The organism is Dechloromonas sp. ARDL1 (assembly GCF_051122455.1).
GTDB lineage: Bacteria > Pseudomonadota > Gammaproteobacteria > Burkholderiales > Rhodocyclaceae > Azonexus.
This window is the reverse complement of sequence record NZ_CP168939.1, coordinates 1,803,118-1,818,350: the sequence shown is the minus strand read 5'-3', so window position 1 is coordinate 1,818,350 and position 15,233 is coordinate 1,803,118. Positions and strand designations below refer to the sequence as shown.

Genomic DNA, 15,233 nt, shown 5'->3' with positions numbered 1-15,233 from the left:
ACGTTGTCGGCGGCGCTGACGACTGGCATCATCGCCGCTTCTTATCGGGGAATTGGGACATGAGCGAACTTTCCGTACTCACCGCTGCCATACAGGCCTTTCGCGATGCGCGCGACTGGCGCCAGTTCCATTCCTTGCGCAATCTCATCGTGTCGCTCAATCTCGAGGCGGCCGAACTGCTCGAGCTGACGCAGTGGAAGAGCGATGCCGAGATCGATGCGATGCCGGGCGATGCGAAATCTGCCGAGGCCCTGCGCGACGAATGCGCCGATATCCTGCTGCTTCTGCTGCTGGTCGCCGACAAGGCCGGCATCGATCTCGCCGAGGCGGCTCATGCCAAGCTGCGCAAGAACGAACTCAAGTACCCCGTCGCCAAGGCCTACGGTTCGCGGGCCAAGTACACCGAGTTCAGCTAGCTGGCGAGGTGTGTCGGTCGGCGGGGTTCCGGTTCAGACCGATTCGCTCTCCAGCGCGTATTTTGCGCCGTCGCCCTGGGCGAGCAGTTCGGTGACACGGGGCAGGGTTTCGTGCAGTTTCTTTTCCAGCGTCCACGGCGGGTTGATGATGAACATGCCGCTGCCGTTCATACCGAAGCCGTCCCTGGCTGGCGCCTTCACTTCCAGCGTCGCGTGCAGCCAGTTCTTGGCGCCCAGTCCTTTCAGCCTTTCCGGCAATTGGCGGGATTCGAGCTTGGCGAGCATCGGGTACCACACCGCGTAGGTTCCGGTCGGGAAGCGCTTCAAGGCTTCCTGCATGCCCTTGACTACCGCGGCATAGTCGTTCTTGGTTTCGTAGGACGGGTCGATCAGCACCAGGGCGCGCCGGGGCGGGGGCGGCAGCAGCGCCTTCAGACCGGCGAAGCCGTCGCCTTCGGAAACCGTGACGGCGCGGCCGCTGCCCTTGAAGCATTCCTGCAGCAGCTTGATGTCCGTGCTGTGCATTTCAAAGACACGCAGCCGGTCGCTTTCACGCAGCAACTGGCGAGCCAGCCACGGCGACCCCGGGTAATGCTTGAGCTGGTCGTCGGGATTCAGTTGGCGGACGAGATCGACATAGTCGGTGACTGCCGGCGGCAGGCCCTTGGCATCCCATAGACGGCCGATGCCGTCCTTGTATTCCCCGAGCTTGGTGGCGTGCGGCGATTCCAGCGAATAGCGCCCCGCTCCGGCATGGGTGTCGATAATCCAGAACGGCGCCGGCTTCTCGCCCATGTATTCCGCTATCTGGACGAGGATGAGGTGTTTCAGTACGTCGGCGTGGTTGCCGGCGTGAAAGGCATGGCGGTAGCTGAGCATCGGGAAGGGGACCTGTTTCGGGTGGAAAGTCCTGTACCGGAGCAGCACTGGACAAGGCCGGGATTGTGCCGCGTAGTCCTTGCGACAGGCAAGCGCCGGGGGGCGAGCCGTCCCTAGTCGGGGAGCTGCTCCAGGGAGAAGAATGCCAGGCCTTCGTTGGCTTCCATGCAGTTGCCAAGCTGGCGGAGCAGGGAGCGGCCGGGCAGCTTGACCAGGACCTTCTGGCCGGAGCGATAAGTGCCCGGCGGGATGATCAGGCCGGCGAACTTGCCGTAAGCCGGCAGGCTGTGCAAGAAGATAGCCCGGCAATCGTCCGTTACGTCCTCGATGGTGACATCGACCACGCTGACTTGCGGCGACATCAGCTGGAGCCCGATTTCGAGGCGGACCTGCGACGACGAGATACGCCGAACGAAGCAAACATGGATCTTGCTCGATTCGCGAGGCTGCAGGGCGACGACGTCGCCGGCACCCAGCGTTTTCTTTTCTCCCTTGATGAAGCGCAGACGGAATCCGTCCGGGCTTTCGTCAACCAGCGCCCATTCGCTGGAGGTAAATTCACGTCCGTTGTAACGATGGGCGGCGTCGACCGAGCGCCGCGAAAAAGCGTTGCCGTCGAGAAAGGTGACGACGGAGTTGAATCCGGAAACCAGATCGCCACGGGGGCGGAAGTGCGTCCGGCTGAAGCGTCGCGAGCTCTTGCCGCCAATGGCCACGCGCAGCGATTGCAATACGGCGGGCGGCGCGTTGAGGTCTGGCTCGACGGTTTTACCTGGCCGACGGGTGATGTTGCGGTCGAGCGCCGCCAGCACCTGCGAACAATCGACCAGCAGGCTGCCGAACGTGGAGGTGGTCGCCGGCAGGCGCGATAGCGGATAGCCCGGATTGCCTTCGTCGGGACGCACCATGAAGCAGGAGTCCGGATGCCTGATGCCGGCGGGATCGGCTAGCGCGTCGCCGATGCTGGCATAGGCCGCCAGCTGTCGGGAGCAGATGTTGATCATCTCCAGCTCGGAGCGTGGCAGTTTGCTGGGCTCCAGATAGGCGAACAGTAGCGCACCGAGGTATTCATGCTCAATGGGCGCCGTTTCGCCGTTCAATGGCATCGAAAGCGGCCCGCGCACCATTTGGTAGAGATCGTGCAGTGTCTGCCAGGATGACGCGGAGGGCGCAGCGTAGGCTCGGTAGGCCAACAGCTGGCGTCGGGAAATCATGGCCATCGCGCGCTGGACGCTGCGATGGAAGAGGTGGCTCAAGCCGCTTTCGAGTGGCCCCTTGTTGATACCCCTCGCGATGCTGGCATAAGCGATCGACAGGCCCTTGAGCAGGTTGTCGACGTGGAGCGCGGCGGTCGTCGTGGCAAGCGGAAGCGGCAGGACGGCCTCGCTTATTTCCTGCTCGAGAGTCGGGAGGGCTTGTTCTGTTTCGTGCCGGATATCCTCGAGCAGCTTGAAGCGCATGTGGAGGTTGGGCTGGCGATTCACCGTCGGCAATACTGTCCCGGCCAGTTTGGCGACGGTCTCCTGTGGAGACAGGCCGACCAGGGTATCCAGCAGACCACGGACTGCCGCAACGCTTTTCTGCTCGGCGCTTGACGGGCCGAACGGGAGCAATTCGCGAAATAATTGCAGCGGGGAGTCCATGGCTTGGGGATATATTTTGACGTGCGAATTATCAGATAAATCTAATCGATTTTCTGTGGAGAATTTCCGCTTTTCGTATACTAATGCGATGAACTGGTACGAATTGTTACTTCTGTGCGCGCTCGCCGGCGCTATATGGTTTTGGCTGGATAGCCTGAAGGCGCGCGAGATTGGGGTTCTGGCGGCGCGCAAGGCCTGCCAGGAGGAGGGCTTGCAGTTTCTGGACGAAACCGTGGTTGGACGGTCCGTGAGATTGCAGCGGGATGACGAGGGCGTGATGCGGCTGCAGCGTATTTTTGCCTTCGAATACAGCGATACGGGCAATAATCGCTGTTTTGGCAGTGTGACCATGACCGGACATCAGGTCGACATGCTGCATGTTCGTCCTCACCTTTACATCGTTCCGAATCCACATGAAACCCTCCATTGAAGAAATCGAATTCCACGGCATCCCGGCTCTGCGCCTGCAAGGGCCGCGCGGCGCCCGTGCCGTGGTCAGCAAGCTGGGCGCCCAGGTGTTGTCCTGGATCACACCCGACGGCCGCGAGCGGCTGTTCCTATCCGACAAGGCCGTTTTCGACGGCAGCGTGGCTATCCGGGGCGGCATTCCGGTCTGCTGGCCGCAGTTTTCAGGCCTGGGCGACCTGCCCAAGCACGGCTTCGTCCGGACGCGCACTTGGCAGCTTGGCGCTCAACGTTGCGGCGACGACTACGCACTAGCCACGCTGGCGTTGTCGGATGACGAGGCGACCCGGGGCCTGTGGCCGCACGCTTTCCACCTCGAATTGACGGTGATGCTCGAGGCCGACCGCCTCGATCTCGAATTGAGCGTGACCAATACTGGCGGCGCCGAATTTTCCTTCACCGGTGCCCTGCATACCTATCTGCGCGTCGTGCAGGTCGAGGATGTGACGCTGGAAGGGTTGTATGGTCACGATTACCGCGATGCGGCCAACGGTGATGCGGTGATTCGCGATAGCGGCACCCATATCGCCGTTGAAGCCGAGATGGACCGCGTCTATCGCCGGGTGAAGCGGCCGCAACTGCTACAGGCCGGCAACTTGAGCCTGGCGACGCAAAGCCAGGGCTTCCCGGACGTGGTGGTGTGGAACCCGTGGGTCGATAAGTGCGCGGCTCTGGCCGACATGCCGGCCGATGGCTGGCGGCACATGCTGTGCGTCGAGGCTGCCGCCGAGCAACCAGTCGTTGTGGCGGCCGGCGACGAATGGTACGGCAGGCAAACGCTGGTGGCGGTCTGACCGGCCGGCAAATTTGATTTGCATTAGAGAGCCGGGCGGCATGCTCCGTTAGTCTCGTCGGAGATTGCGCCCGTAGGGCGCCATGACACCGGAGACGCCATGACTGCCCAGCCGCTTACTCTCGATACCTTGTTCGACGCCCTGGCCGAAGGTTGGCGGCTGGCCGGCGAGACGAAGGGAACCAGCATCGCCTATACCGCGATTTTCGTACTGGTCGGCGCCGGCATCATTGGCGGCCTGCTGGTCCGCGGCTGGACCCCCTTCGTCATCGCGGCGGCGGGCGCCTTCATGCTCGTCGGGCCGGCCATCTTGGCGGGGTTCTTCGGAATTGCCAGGGATCATGAAGCAGGGGGGTGCGTGCGTTTTTCGTCGGTGGCTGCCGGGTTTTCCGGTGCTAGTCGCGCCATCTGGGCACTGGCGCTGGTTTGCGGCCTGTTGTTCATGATCTTCGTGACCGACGCCGCGATCCTCTATGCCTACATGATCGGCGACGTGCCGGTCTGGCTGGGCGAACTTTTGCCGGCCTCGGCCAGCGTTTCTCGCTTCGTGCTGTGGTCTTCGGTTTCCGGGGCGGTGGTCGCTTTCCTGCTCTTCACCATATCGGCCTTTGCCGTGCCGCTTTTGTGCGAGCGCCGGGCCGGGCTGGTCGAGGCAGTGGTGACCAGCGTCCGCGTCGTCTTCGGCAATTTCTTCATCGCCATGGTGTGGGCCGTTCTGCTGTCGGCGACGGTCATCGGCAGCATTCTGGCCTTGCCGCTGCTGTTGCTGACCTTGCCCTGGCTTGCCTACGCCAGTCGGGCGTTGTATCGGGCCGCGCTGCCGGTCTGAGGTGGTGGCCGGACGGGGTATAATGCACGGTTTTCCGCCTTTTCCCGTCTACCGTGTCCGCTCTCGACCAAGAAATCTCCCGCCGTCGCACTTTTGCGATCATCTCCCACCCCGACGCCGGTAAAACGACGCTGACCGAAAAGCTGTTGTGGTTCGGCGGCGCCATCCAGGTCGCCGGTGAAGTGCGTGCCCGCAAGGCGTCGCGCCACGCGACCTCGGACTGGATGGAGCTGGAAAAGCAGCGCGGCATCTCGGTGACCTCGTCGGTCATGCAGTTCCCGTACCGCGAATGCATGATCAACCTGCTCGACACGCCGGGCCACGAAGACTTTTCGGAAGATACCTATCGCACGCTGACCGCCGTCGACTCGGCGACCATGGTCATCGACTCGGTGAACGGCGTCGAGGCGCAGACCATCAAGCTCTTGAACGTCTGCCGCATGCGCGATACCCCGATCCTGACCTTTATCAACAAGCTCGACCGCGAAGGTAAGGAACCGATCGATCTGCTCGACGAAATCGAATCCGTGCTCGGCATGCAATGCGCGCCGATCACCTGGCCGATCGGCATGGGCAAGCGCTTCCGTGGCGTCTATCACCTGTACGACGACACCATTGCCTTTTTCGACCCGCAGGCCGAGAAGGGCACGGCCGAGATCATCAAGGGACTCGATAACCCGCGTCTGGATGAACTGATCGGTGCGCAGGCGGATGAATTGCGTACCGACATCGAGCTGGTGCGCGGCGCTTCGCATCCCTTCGATGCCGAGGCCTATCTTTCCGGCAAGCAGACGCCGGTTTTCTTCGGCTCGGCGGTCAACAATTTCGGCGTGCAGAGCCTGCTCGACGCCGTGGTCGAACTGTCGCCGGCCCCCAAGGCACGTCCGGCGTTGGCCAAGGGCGAGGCGCGCGAGGTGGCTCCCAACGAGGGCAAGTTCTCCGGCTTCGTGTTCAAGATCCAGGCCAACATGGATCCCAAGCACCGCGACCGCATCGCGTTCCTACGCGTCTGTTCCGGCCGCTTCGACCGGGGCATGAAGGTCAAGCAGGTGGCGACCGGCAAGACCCTGTCGATCAACAATGCCATCACCTTCATGGCGCGTGATCGCTCCACTGCCGATGAAGCCTGGTCCGGCGACATCATCGGTATTCCCAACCACGGCACTATCCGCCTGGGCGAAACCTTTACCGAGGGTGAAGACCTGCGCTTCACTGGCATCCCGTCCTTCGCGCCCGAAATGTTCCGCTTGGCGCGCATTGGCAACCCGCTGAAGATCAAGCAACTGCAGAAGGGCTTGCAGCAGTTGGCCGAGGAGGGCGCGACCCAGCTCTTCCGTCCGATCTCCGGCTCAGACATGATCCTCGGTGCGGTTGGCGCGTTGCAGTTCGATGTCGTCGCCCATCGCCTGGAGCACGAATATGGCGTGCAGGTCATTTTCGAAAGCTACAACTGCTCGACAGCGCGCTGGATTACCGGTGACGCGGCCGAACTGCGCCAACTTTCCGACCGCTACAGCGCCAACGTTGCGCTCGACGGGGCGGATGATCCGGTCTATCTAGCGCCGAACAATGTGTATCTGAACATGGTCAAAGAGAAATATCCCAACCTGCGCTTCCTTGAGGCGCGCGAGGTGGCTTGAGGCGGTAGTTCGTTCGTGGTTGTCGGGGGCAAGTGGGGGAGAGCAGAATGGCGGTTCGGGTACAGGAAGCAGATTTCGATGTTGGCGCAGAACTGGCCGCGCTGCGTGCCGGCGATGCCCGGATTGGCGCGTTGGCCAGCTTTCTCGGCCTGGTGCGCGACCTGAACGACGGAGCCAGCGTGTCGGAAATGACGCTGGAGCACTACCCTGGCATGACCGAGAAAGCGCTCGAGGAAATCATCACCGAGGCGAGAGGTCGCTGGGCGCTTTACGATGCATTGGTTATCCATCGCGTTGGGCCGCTGAAACCCTGCGATCAGATTGTGCTCGTCGCAGTGACCAGCGCTCACCGTGGCGAGGCATTTGCGGCATGCGAGTTCATCATGGATTATCTGAAGACGCGCGCACCGTTCTGGAAGAAGGAAGCGACGCCGGATGGCGGGCGCTGGGTCGACGCGCGTGAAACGGACGACAGCGCGGCCAACCGCTGGACAGCCTGAGGCACGGCGCAATGGGCTTCGCGAAGCGGTGGTGCGCGGTGCTTGGCTGTGTGCTGCCGGCCGTGCTGCTTATGGCCAGCGGCGCTGTGCGGGCCATGGATTCGGCGTCGGCTTTGCCAAGAACATTGGTCCTGGGTACCTACCCTTCCGAGCTGCCCAGCGAAGAGCTGGAAAAGATCAAACCCATTCGTGCCGGCCTTGAAAGGCGTTTTTTGGCGGCTGGTCATCGGGTTGATATCGAGATCCAGATTTTTCAGAGTTATGAGGAGGCGATCCAGGGGCTCGTTGCCGGCAAGGTTGATTTCGCGCGCATGGGGCCGGTTAACTACGTCCTGGCCAAGGAGCAGAAGCCATCGTTGAGATTGCTGGCCATGGAGACGCAGAATGGCTTGCGTTTACTGACCGGCTATATTTTCGTGCCGGCGAATTCGCCTGTTCGAACGCTCAAGGATTTGCGGGGAAAAACCTTCGCATTCGGTTCGCACAACTCGACCACGGGCCGCTATTACCCGCAAGCAGCGCTTGTCGAGGCGGGGATATATGCCAGCGACCTGGCCGGTTATCGCTACCTCCATCGGCACGACAAGGTCTTGAAGGGGGTAAGCGACGGCGGTTTCGACGCGGGGGCTTCCAACGAAGTCACTTTCCGGAAGCTTGGGGCGGGGAAGAAACTCCGTGCCATCCACACGATGAAGAGCCCGGCACATGCCTGGGTGGCGAGGGCCGATTTGCCGACGGCGGTAGCTGACATGTTGGTCCTGTCATTGCTGGGTCTGTCCGCGGTGGAGCTTGAACTGCTTAGTCGCGACGGTCTGGTTGCGGCCACGGATGCGGATTTCGATCGTGTTCGGCAAGTCATGAAGCGTGCCGAGCGCTTCATCGAGTAGGGTTCCAGCGAGGTAAGCGCCAGAACCCTGTCGGCGTTCAGGTCCGGAAGCGGGCGACCGTTTGGTGGAGCGATGCGGACAGCGATTGCAAGTGCCGGGCTGCATCGGATGTCTGGCGGACGGCCAGGGCACTTTCCTCGGACATCTGGGCGATGGTTTCCAGCTTCTGGGCGATTTCGTTGCCGGCCATGCTTTGCTCGGCAATCGACTCGGAAATGCCGTTTACAACATCGGTCACCCGCGAGGCGCCATCGCGGATCTGGTTGATCGATTCGCCGGCCTGATTGGCCAGCGCGACGCCGTTGGTCACTTGTTCTACCCCTGCCTGCATGCTGTCAACCGCATTGCGCGTACCGGTCTGTATCTTGGAAACCATGTCCGCAATCTCGGTGGTCGACAGGCTGGTGCGTTCGGCCAGCTTGCGCACTTCGTCGGCGACGACCGCGAAGCCGCGGCCCTGTTCGCCGGCGCGCGCTGCTTCGATGGCGGCATTGAGGGCGAGCAGGTTGGTCTGGTCGGCAATTTCCTTGATGGTATTGACGATGGAGGTGATCTGGTCGGATTGTCGTCCCAGTTCCTCGACGATTTGCGACGAGGACTGTACCGCGTCGGAAATCTTGCGCATTTCGCTGGCGGCATGATGGATCACTGCGGCCCCTTCCTGCGATAGCGAGCCAGCCGTTTGCGAGATGCCATGGGCTTCGGCGGCATTCTCCTTGACTTGGTCGATACTCACGGCCATTTCTTCCACCGAGGCCGCCATTGACGAGGCGGCATCGCTTTGTTGGCTGGCGCGGTCGGCAACGGCTTCGGAGGCATGGAGTAGTTGGTCGGCTGCATTGGCTACCTGTTCGGCATTGTTGACGATGCTGGCGATCATGTTGCGCAGCGTTTCCTGCATGGAGCGGATGTTGGCCAGCAAGCTGGTCTGGTCGTTGGGATTGCAGTCCACCGGGGTTGCCAGGTCGCCGCTGGCGATGCGCTGGGTGATGGCTGAAGCGAGGGACGGATCGCCGCCCAGCGTCTTGACGATGTTGTGTGACAGCGTCAGCAGGGAAATGGCGATGAAGCCGCCGATCAGCAAACCCAGAATGCCTAGCTTGATGGCATCGACACGGAACTTGGCGTCCACGTCGTCAACATAAATACCGGAACCGATGACCCAGCCCCAGGGAGCGAAACCCATGACGTAGGATATCTTGGGAACGCCCTCGTCGGAGCCCGGCTTTGGCCACTGATAATCGACGAAACCGGCGCCGCTGGCATTGACCACTTTGTTGAACTCGAGGAATAGCAGCTTGCCGTTCTTGTCTTTCAACTGATCCAGCTTTTTCCCCTCAAGTTCCGGTTTGATCGGATGCATGATCATCATGTCCTGCAGATCGTTGATCCAGAAATATTCAACCTTGTCGTAGCGCATGCTGCGAATGGCGGCGGCGGCGCGCTGTTTTGCCTCATCCATCGATATCTGGCCGTCACGTGCCGATTTTTCGAAATGGGCAGCAGTGGCATGGGCAACCTCAACCAGATTTCGTACTTTTGCCTGTCGGTCTTCGAGCATCTGGCTTTTCTCGTTGATCAGCAACACGACGAACAATGCAGCCAGGGCCACAATCGTGGTGGCTGTCATGGCCAGTAATTTGGTACGTAGTGTCAGTCCCGGGCTCGACATCTCGCTCTCCTTCCGGATGGTGAATTGACTTGTTATTAATGTTAAAAATATTAATTTTTCTTGCCAATGTAGCACAAGCTTTGCCATAAAGAACCCCGAAATCTCAAATAAGCGGCAGATTGTCGTCGTCAGCTTGAAATTGGCCGGTGCAATCCTTATCTGTCCGGTATTGGAAATTCCACGATGGGAGAGCAGGTATGCGACTCGATAAATTTACGACCAAGTTCCAACAAGCTTTAGCCGATGCGCAGAGCCTGGCCATCGGTGGCGACCAGCAATTCATCGAGCCGCAGCACCTGCTGCTTGCCTTGCTGCAGCAGGACGATGGCGGCACGGCTTCCTTGCTGTCGCGGGCCGGTGTCAATGTGCCGGGCCTGAAGCGCGATCTGGAGCAGGCGCTGACCCGTTTGCCCAAGGTGGAAGGGCATGGCGGCGATGTCTCGGTAGGCCGCGACCTCAATAACCTGCTTAACCTGACCGACAAGGAAGCGCAGAAGCGTGGCGACCAGTTCATTGCCAGCGAAATGTTCCTGCTCGCTCTGTGTGACGATAAGGGCGAAACCGGTCGTATCGCCAAGCAGCACGGCCTGAGCCGCAAGTCGGTCGAAGCTGCAATCATGGCCGTGCGCGGCGGGCAGGGCGTCGACTCTCAGGAAGCCGAAGGCCAGCGCGAATCGCTGAAGAAATACTGTATCGACCTGACCGAACGCGCCGCGCAGGGCAAGCTTGACCCGGTGATCGGCCGCGACGATGAAATCCGCCGCGCCATCCAGATCTTGCAGCGCCGCACCAAGAACAACCCAGTGCTGATCGGCGAACCGGGCGTCGGCAAGACGGCTATTGTCGAAGGTCTGGCCCAGCGCATCGTCAATGAAGAAGTGCCGGAAACCTTGAAGGGCAAGAAGGTGCTGGTGCTCGACATGGCCGGCCTGTTGGCCGGTGCCAAGTATCGCGGCGAGTTCGAGGAACGCCTGAAGGCGGTGTTGAAGGAAGTGGCGCAGGATGAAGGGCGCATCATCCTGTTCATCGACGAACTGCACACCATGGTCGGCGCCGGCAAGGCTGAGGGCGCCATCGACGCCGGCAACATGCTCAAGCCGGCACTGGCGCGTGGCGAACTGCACTGCATCGGCGCCACGACGCTCGACGAATACCGCAAGTACATCGAGAAGGACGCCGCGCTGGAGCGCCGTTTCCAGAAGGTGCTGGTCGACGAGCCGAGCGTGGAATCCACCATTGCCATCCTGCGCGGTTTGCAGGAGAAGTACGAACTGCACCACGGCGTCGATATCACCGACCCGGCCATCGTCGCCGCTGCCGAGTTAAGCCATCGCTACATCACCGACCGCTTCCTGCCGGACAAGGCCATCGACCTGATCGACGAGGCTGCCGCCCGTATCAAGATGGAAATCGATTCCAAGCCGGAGTCGATGGACAAGCTCGACCGCCGCATCATCCAGCTCAAGATCGAGCGGGAAGCCGTCAAGAAGGAGAAGGACGAGGCCTCGCAGAAGCGCCTGGGCCTGATCGAGGACGAGATCGCCCGTCTGACCAAGGAATATTCCGATCTCGAGGAAATCTGGAAGGCCGAAAAGTCGGCCGTGCTGGGGTCCGCGCAGATCAAGGAGGAAATCGACCACCTCAAGGCGGACATCGCCCGGTTCCAGCGTGAAGGCAAGCTGGAGAAGGTTGCCGAGTTGCAATACGGCAAGCTGCCGCAGCTTGAAGCCCAACTGAAGAGTGCTGAAGCCGCCGGTGATGGCGCGCCGCAGAAAAACAAGCTGCTGCGCACCCAGGTCGGCGCCGAGGAAATCGCCGAGGTCGTGTCACGTGCCACCGGCATCCCCGTTAGCAAGATGATGCAGGGCGAGCGCGACAAGCTGCTGAAGATGGAGGAGCGCCTGCACAAACGCGTCGTTGGGCAGGATGAAGCGGTGCGCCTGGTGGCCGATGCCATCCGCCGTTCGCGCGCCGGCCTGTCCGATCCCAACCGGCCCTACGGCTCTTTCCTTTTTCTGGGCCCGACCGGGGTCGGCAAGACCGAGTTGTGCAAGGCGCTGGCCGAATTCATGTTTGACAGCGAGGAGCACCTGATCCGCATCGACATGAGCGAGTTCATGGAGAAGCACTCGGTTGCCCGCCTGATCGGCGCTCCTCCAGGATACGTGGGCTACGAAGAGGGCGGCTATCTGACCGAAGCCGTGCGCCGCAAGCCGTATAGCGTGATCCTGCTCGACGAGGTCGAGAAGGCCCACCCGGACGTCTTCAATGTGCTGCTGCAAGTGCTGGACGATGGCCGCATGACCGACGGCCAAGGCCGCACCGTGGATTTCAAGAACACGGTGATCGTGATGACGTCCAACCTGGGCAGCCAGATGATCCAGCAGATGTCAGGCGACGATTACGGCGTGATCAAGATGGCGGTGATGGCGGAGGTGAAAACCTACTTCCGGCCCGAGTTCATCAACCGCATCGACGAGGTGGTGGTCTTCCACGCGCTGGACGAGAAGCACATCGCCGGCATCGCGAAGATACAGCTCGGTTATCTTGAAAAACGGCTGGCACAGCTGGAAATGGGCATCGTCGTCGACGACAGCGCCTTGTCCGAACTGGCGCAGGCCGGCTTCGACCCGGTGTTCGGCGCGCGACCGCTCAAGCGCGCCATCCAGCAGCAGATCGAGAATCCGCTGGCCAAGGCCATCCTGGAAGGGAAATTTGGTGCCAAGGATACGATCCGCGTGTCCTGCGAAAACGGCATCATGCGTTTTGGCAAGGATTAAGCAGAACCTTTCTGCCAAAAAGAAGTGTGGCCGAAAGGTCGCGCTTCTTTGAGGAGCCTGTCGTGGAACTCAGCAGTTGCCCTTCTTGGCCTGGCCCGGCGGGCAGTGGCCGCCGCCTTGATGAGGAACCCCATTGTTGCCGCGGCCGGTATAGTATTTCTCGCCACGAGGACCGTCGTGCCGACGCCAGTATTCGGGGTCGCGGTATTCGTAGCCGTCCCAGTAGTAGCCGCGCGTATCGCGGCTGCCGAAGGTGACGGTCACGCCGCCAGGGCCTTGCACGCGGACGTTGCCGAGATTGACATTGACGTCTACTGCTTGGGCGCAAAGGGATGCGGTACCGATCAGTGCCGCCAGAATGATGTTTTTCATGATGTTGCTCCTCGTCTTGACTTCAGAATGGTCAGGTTAAGCGAATAACGGATCGCTGCGGGTGCGGAAAACAAGGGAATTGTAATTTATGGTAAATGATCTCGAAATTTGGCAGCGTGAACGACAGGCCGAACTGGCAGCGCCATCCAGCTGGCTAGGGTTGATCGGCTTGTTCTGGCTGCAGCAAGGTGTCAATCGCGTTGGTTCCGACGAGGGGGCAGAGGTCGTCCTGCCGAATGGTCTTCCCGAACAGGGGACGATTGTCTGGGAAGCGGATGCGCTGCGCTGGCAACCGACGGGAGGGCAGCCGCAAACCCTGAAGACGGATTTTGATGGCGAGCCGACGATGGTGGAAGTCGGCCAGCTTTCCCTCTTCGTCGTCGATCGCGAAGGGCAGCTGGCGGTTCGCGTGCGCGACCGTGACTGGGCACGCCGCACGCCCTTCGCCGGCTTGGCGTACTTTCCGTTCGATACCTCTTGGGTGGTGGATGCCGTCTGGGAGACGATCGATCCGCCGCTGCTGATGGAAGTGCCCAATGTCAGCGGCGATCTGAAACCGGTCAGCGTTTCGCACCGCGCCGTATTCGAGCACGCGGGCCAGGCGGTGGCCTTGCTACCGATGTCGGTTGGCGAGCACGAGGTTTTCTTCGTGTTTCGCGATCGCACCAGCGGCAAGGAAAGCTATGGTGCCGGACGATTCCTGAAAGCGTCGGCACCGGAAAATGGCCGCATCCGGCTGGATTTCAATCGTGCCTACAACCCGCCCTGCGCCTTTACGCCGTTTGCGACCTGCCCCTTGCCGCCGCCAGAAAACTGGCTGCCGTTCGCGATACCGGCCGGTGAGCAGAAATACGTCGGAAAATCCTGACTCCAAAATCGAAAAAGCGCGGCTTGGACCGCGCTTTTTTTAGCCCTGGAGCGAATCCAGCGCCCTGGCAAGGTGGGCGACGGTGCGTTCCGGATGGTGCAGTTTGTCGAGGCCGAAAAGGCCGATCCGGAAAGTTCGGAACTCCGGTGGTTCGTCGCATTGCAGCGGAACGCCGGCGGCCGTCTGGAAACCCTGGGCGATGAATTTCTTGCCCGACTGGATATCCGGATCGCTGGTATAGCTGACGACCACGCCGGGTGCCTTGAAACCGTCGGCCGCGACGCTGGGGAAACCGCGGGATTCGAGCAGTTCGCGGACCTGCCGGCCGAGTTCGCGTTGTTCCTGGCAAACCTTGTCGAAACCGTAGGCTTCGGTTTCCAGCATGACATCGCGCATCGTTGCCAGTGAATCGGTGGGCATCGTGGCATGGTAGGCGTGGCCGCCGTTTTCGAAAGCTTCCATGATCTGCAGCCACTTTTTCAGGTCGCAGGCGAAGCTGCTGCTCGTCGTCTCGTCGATGCGGGCACGGGCGCGTTCGCCCAGGGCGATCAGGGCACAGCAGGGCGAGGCGCTCCAGCCCTTCTGCGGAGCGCTGATCAGGACGTCGACATCGTTGGCCACGATATCGAGCCAGATGGTGCCCGAAGCGATGCAATCGAGCACGAACAGGCCGCCAACCTCTCGTACCGCGGCGCCGACCGCCTTGATGTAGCTGTCGGGCAGCATCATGCCGGATGCCGTTTCAACGTGCGGTGCGAAGACCACGGCTGGCCGGTGCTGGCGAATCGCCGCCACCACCTCGTCGATGGGAGCTGGGGCAAAGGGCGCCTGGCTACCGTTGCCGACCTGGCGCGCCTTCATCACGATGCTCTCGGCGGGAATGTTCCCCATGTCGAAAATCTGCGTCCAGCGGAAGCTGAACCAGCCATTGCGGATGACCAGCACTTTACGATTGGTGGCGAACTGGCGGGCGACGGCTTCCATGCCAAAGGTGCCGCTACCGGGAACGATGATGGCCGAATGCGCGTTGTAGACCTTTTTCAGCAGGCGCGAGATGTCCTTCATGACGCCCTGGAAACGCTGCGACATGTGATTCAAGGCGCGGTCGGTATAAACCACCGAGTATTCAAGCAGGCCATCGGGATCGGGGTGGGGTAGCAGGGCGCTCACGTTTGTCTCTCCGGTTGTTGAGTGCAGTGGCAGAGCATAACTCCAGGGCAGGCGGCTGTGCCAGTCAAGGCCACAAAAGATGATTGTTCGGAAATCGTGTTGAAAAGGCTTCAGTTGCCAGTCGCGCTGCGTGATGAATGAGCCTTTCGCGGCGGTTGCCATCCCCGTCGACGAAGAATGCTCTGGCGCTGGCGGTTTTCATGCTGTCCGCGGAAGGCTATTCTTCGCATTGCGTGGTCGTCGAGCACGTGGTCAGCACCCGCATCGCCACGGTCGGCGGCAATATTGCCCTGATGACGCTTGAAGCATGAAAGGTGTA

The 15,233-nt window shown here is 61.1% G+C and carries 15 protein-coding genes; 10 read left to right on the top strand and 5 right to left on the bottom strand.

The window, feature by feature from the left end:
• Positions 1–59: 59 nt before the first annotated feature.
• Entirely contained in the window at positions 60–416 is a 357-nt protein-coding gene (locus AB6Q56_RS09060; RefSeq protein WP_434516723.1) for a nucleotide pyrophosphohydrolase, read from the top strand.
• Between the two features lie 33 nt (positions 417–449).
• On the opposite strand, the gene AB6Q56_RS09055 is transcribed toward AB6Q56_RS09060, so the two are convergent.
• Both AB6Q56_RS09055 and AB6Q56_RS09050 read right to left on the bottom strand, forming a co-directional pair.
• Complete coding sequence (locus AB6Q56_RS09055; protein ID WP_434516722.1) at positions 450–1,295, bottom strand: 23S rRNA (adenine(2030)-N(6))-methyltransferase RlmJ; 846 nt, start codon at positions 1,293–1,295, stop codon at positions 450–452.
• A gap of 113 nt (positions 1,296–1,408) precedes the next feature.
• Positions 1,409–2,938: a hypothetical protein gene (locus AB6Q56_RS09050; RefSeq protein ID WP_434516721.1), complete on the bottom strand. Its 1,530-nt coding sequence runs from the start codon at positions 2,936–2,938 to the stop codon at positions 1,409–1,411.
• Between the two features lie 88 nt (positions 2,939–3,026).
• Between AB6Q56_RS09050 and AB6Q56_RS09045 the strand changes: the two genes are divergently transcribed.
• The 6 genes from AB6Q56_RS09045 to AB6Q56_RS09020 all read left to right on the top strand — a co-directional run bounded on the left by AB6Q56_RS09045 (position 3,027) and on the right by AB6Q56_RS09020 (position 8,052).
• A complete protein-coding gene (locus AB6Q56_RS09045; RefSeq protein WP_434516720.1) occupies positions 3,027–3,368 on the top strand; it encodes a DUF3301 domain-containing protein in 342 nt (113 codons plus the stop codon).
• The gene (locus AB6Q56_RS09040) at positions 3,352–4,197 is read left to right on the top strand and encodes a D-hexose-6-phosphate mutarotase (protein WP_434516719.1); all 846 of its coding nucleotides are present in this window, start codon (positions 3,352–3,354) and stop codon (positions 4,195–4,197) included. The genes AB6Q56_RS09045 and AB6Q56_RS09040 overlap by 17 nt, the downstream gene beginning before the upstream one ends.
• A gap of 99 nt (positions 4,198–4,296) precedes the next feature.
• Positions 4,297–5,025 carry a DUF2189 domain-containing protein gene (locus tag AB6Q56_RS09035; RefSeq protein WP_434516718.1) on the top strand — a complete coding sequence of 243 codons (729 nt, stop codon included), beginning with the start codon at positions 4,297–4,299 and terminating at the stop codon, positions 5,023–5,025.
• A 53-nt stretch (positions 5,026–5,078) separates the two neighbouring features.
• Positions 5,079–6,665: a peptide chain release factor 3 gene (locus tag AB6Q56_RS09030; RefSeq protein WP_434516717.1), complete on the top strand. Its 1,587-nt coding sequence runs from the start codon at positions 5,079–5,081 to the stop codon at positions 6,663–6,665.
• Between the two features lie 47 nt (positions 6,666–6,712).
• A complete protein-coding gene (gene moaE, locus AB6Q56_RS09025; protein WP_434516716.1) occupies positions 6,713–7,165 on the top strand; it encodes a molybdopterin synthase catalytic subunit MoaE in 453 nt (150 codons plus the stop codon).
• Positions 7,166–7,176: 11 nt separating this feature from the next.
• Positions 7,177–8,052, top strand: coding sequence for a PhnD/SsuA/transferrin family substrate-binding protein (locus AB6Q56_RS09020; protein ID WP_434516715.1), 876 nt, complete (start codon positions 7,177–7,179; stop codon positions 8,050–8,052).
• Between the two features lie 37 nt (positions 8,053–8,089).
• On the opposite strand, the gene AB6Q56_RS09015 is transcribed toward AB6Q56_RS09020, so the two are convergent.
• Complete coding sequence (locus AB6Q56_RS09015; protein ID WP_434516714.1) at positions 8,090–9,724, bottom strand: methyl-accepting chemotaxis protein; 1,635 nt, start codon at positions 9,722–9,724, stop codon at positions 8,090–8,092.
• Between the two features lie 197 nt (positions 9,725–9,921).
• Here AB6Q56_RS09015 and clpB point away from each other — a divergent pair, with 197 nt between their 5' ends.
• The gene (gene clpB, locus AB6Q56_RS09010) at positions 9,922–12,504 is read left to right on the top strand and encodes an ATP-dependent chaperone ClpB (RefSeq protein WP_434516713.1); all 2,583 of its coding nucleotides are present in this window, start codon (positions 9,922–9,924) and stop codon (positions 12,502–12,504) included.
• 69 nt (positions 12,505–12,573) lie between these two features.
• Here clpB and AB6Q56_RS09005 read toward each other — a convergent pair whose 3' ends face one another.
• The gene (locus tag AB6Q56_RS09005) at positions 12,574–12,876 is read right to left on the bottom strand and encodes a DUF2502 domain-containing protein (protein WP_434516712.1); all 303 of its coding nucleotides are present in this window, start codon (positions 12,874–12,876) and stop codon (positions 12,574–12,576) included.
• 88 nt (positions 12,877–12,964) lie between these two features.
• Between AB6Q56_RS09005 and AB6Q56_RS09000 the strand changes: the two genes are divergently transcribed.
• Positions 12,965–13,744, top strand: a complete 780-nt coding sequence (locus AB6Q56_RS09000; RefSeq protein ID WP_434516711.1) for a DUF1684 domain-containing protein — start codon at positions 12,965–12,967, stop codon at positions 13,742–13,744.
• A 39-nt stretch (positions 13,745–13,783) separates the two neighbouring features.
• On the opposite strand, the gene AB6Q56_RS08995 is transcribed toward AB6Q56_RS09000, so the two are convergent.
• Complete coding sequence (locus AB6Q56_RS08995) at positions 13,784–14,914, bottom strand: alanine--glyoxylate aminotransferase family protein (RefSeq protein ID WP_434516710.1); 1,131 nt, start codon at positions 14,912–14,914, stop codon at positions 13,784–13,786.
• A 137-nt stretch (positions 14,915–15,051) separates the two neighbouring features.
• Here AB6Q56_RS08995 and AB6Q56_RS08990 point away from each other — a divergent pair, with 137 nt between their 5' ends.
• Complete coding sequence (locus AB6Q56_RS08990) at positions 15,052–15,225, top strand: hypothetical protein (RefSeq protein WP_434516709.1); 174 nt, start codon at positions 15,052–15,054, stop codon at positions 15,223–15,225.
• The last annotated feature ends 8 nt before the right edge of the window (positions 15,226–15,233 follow it).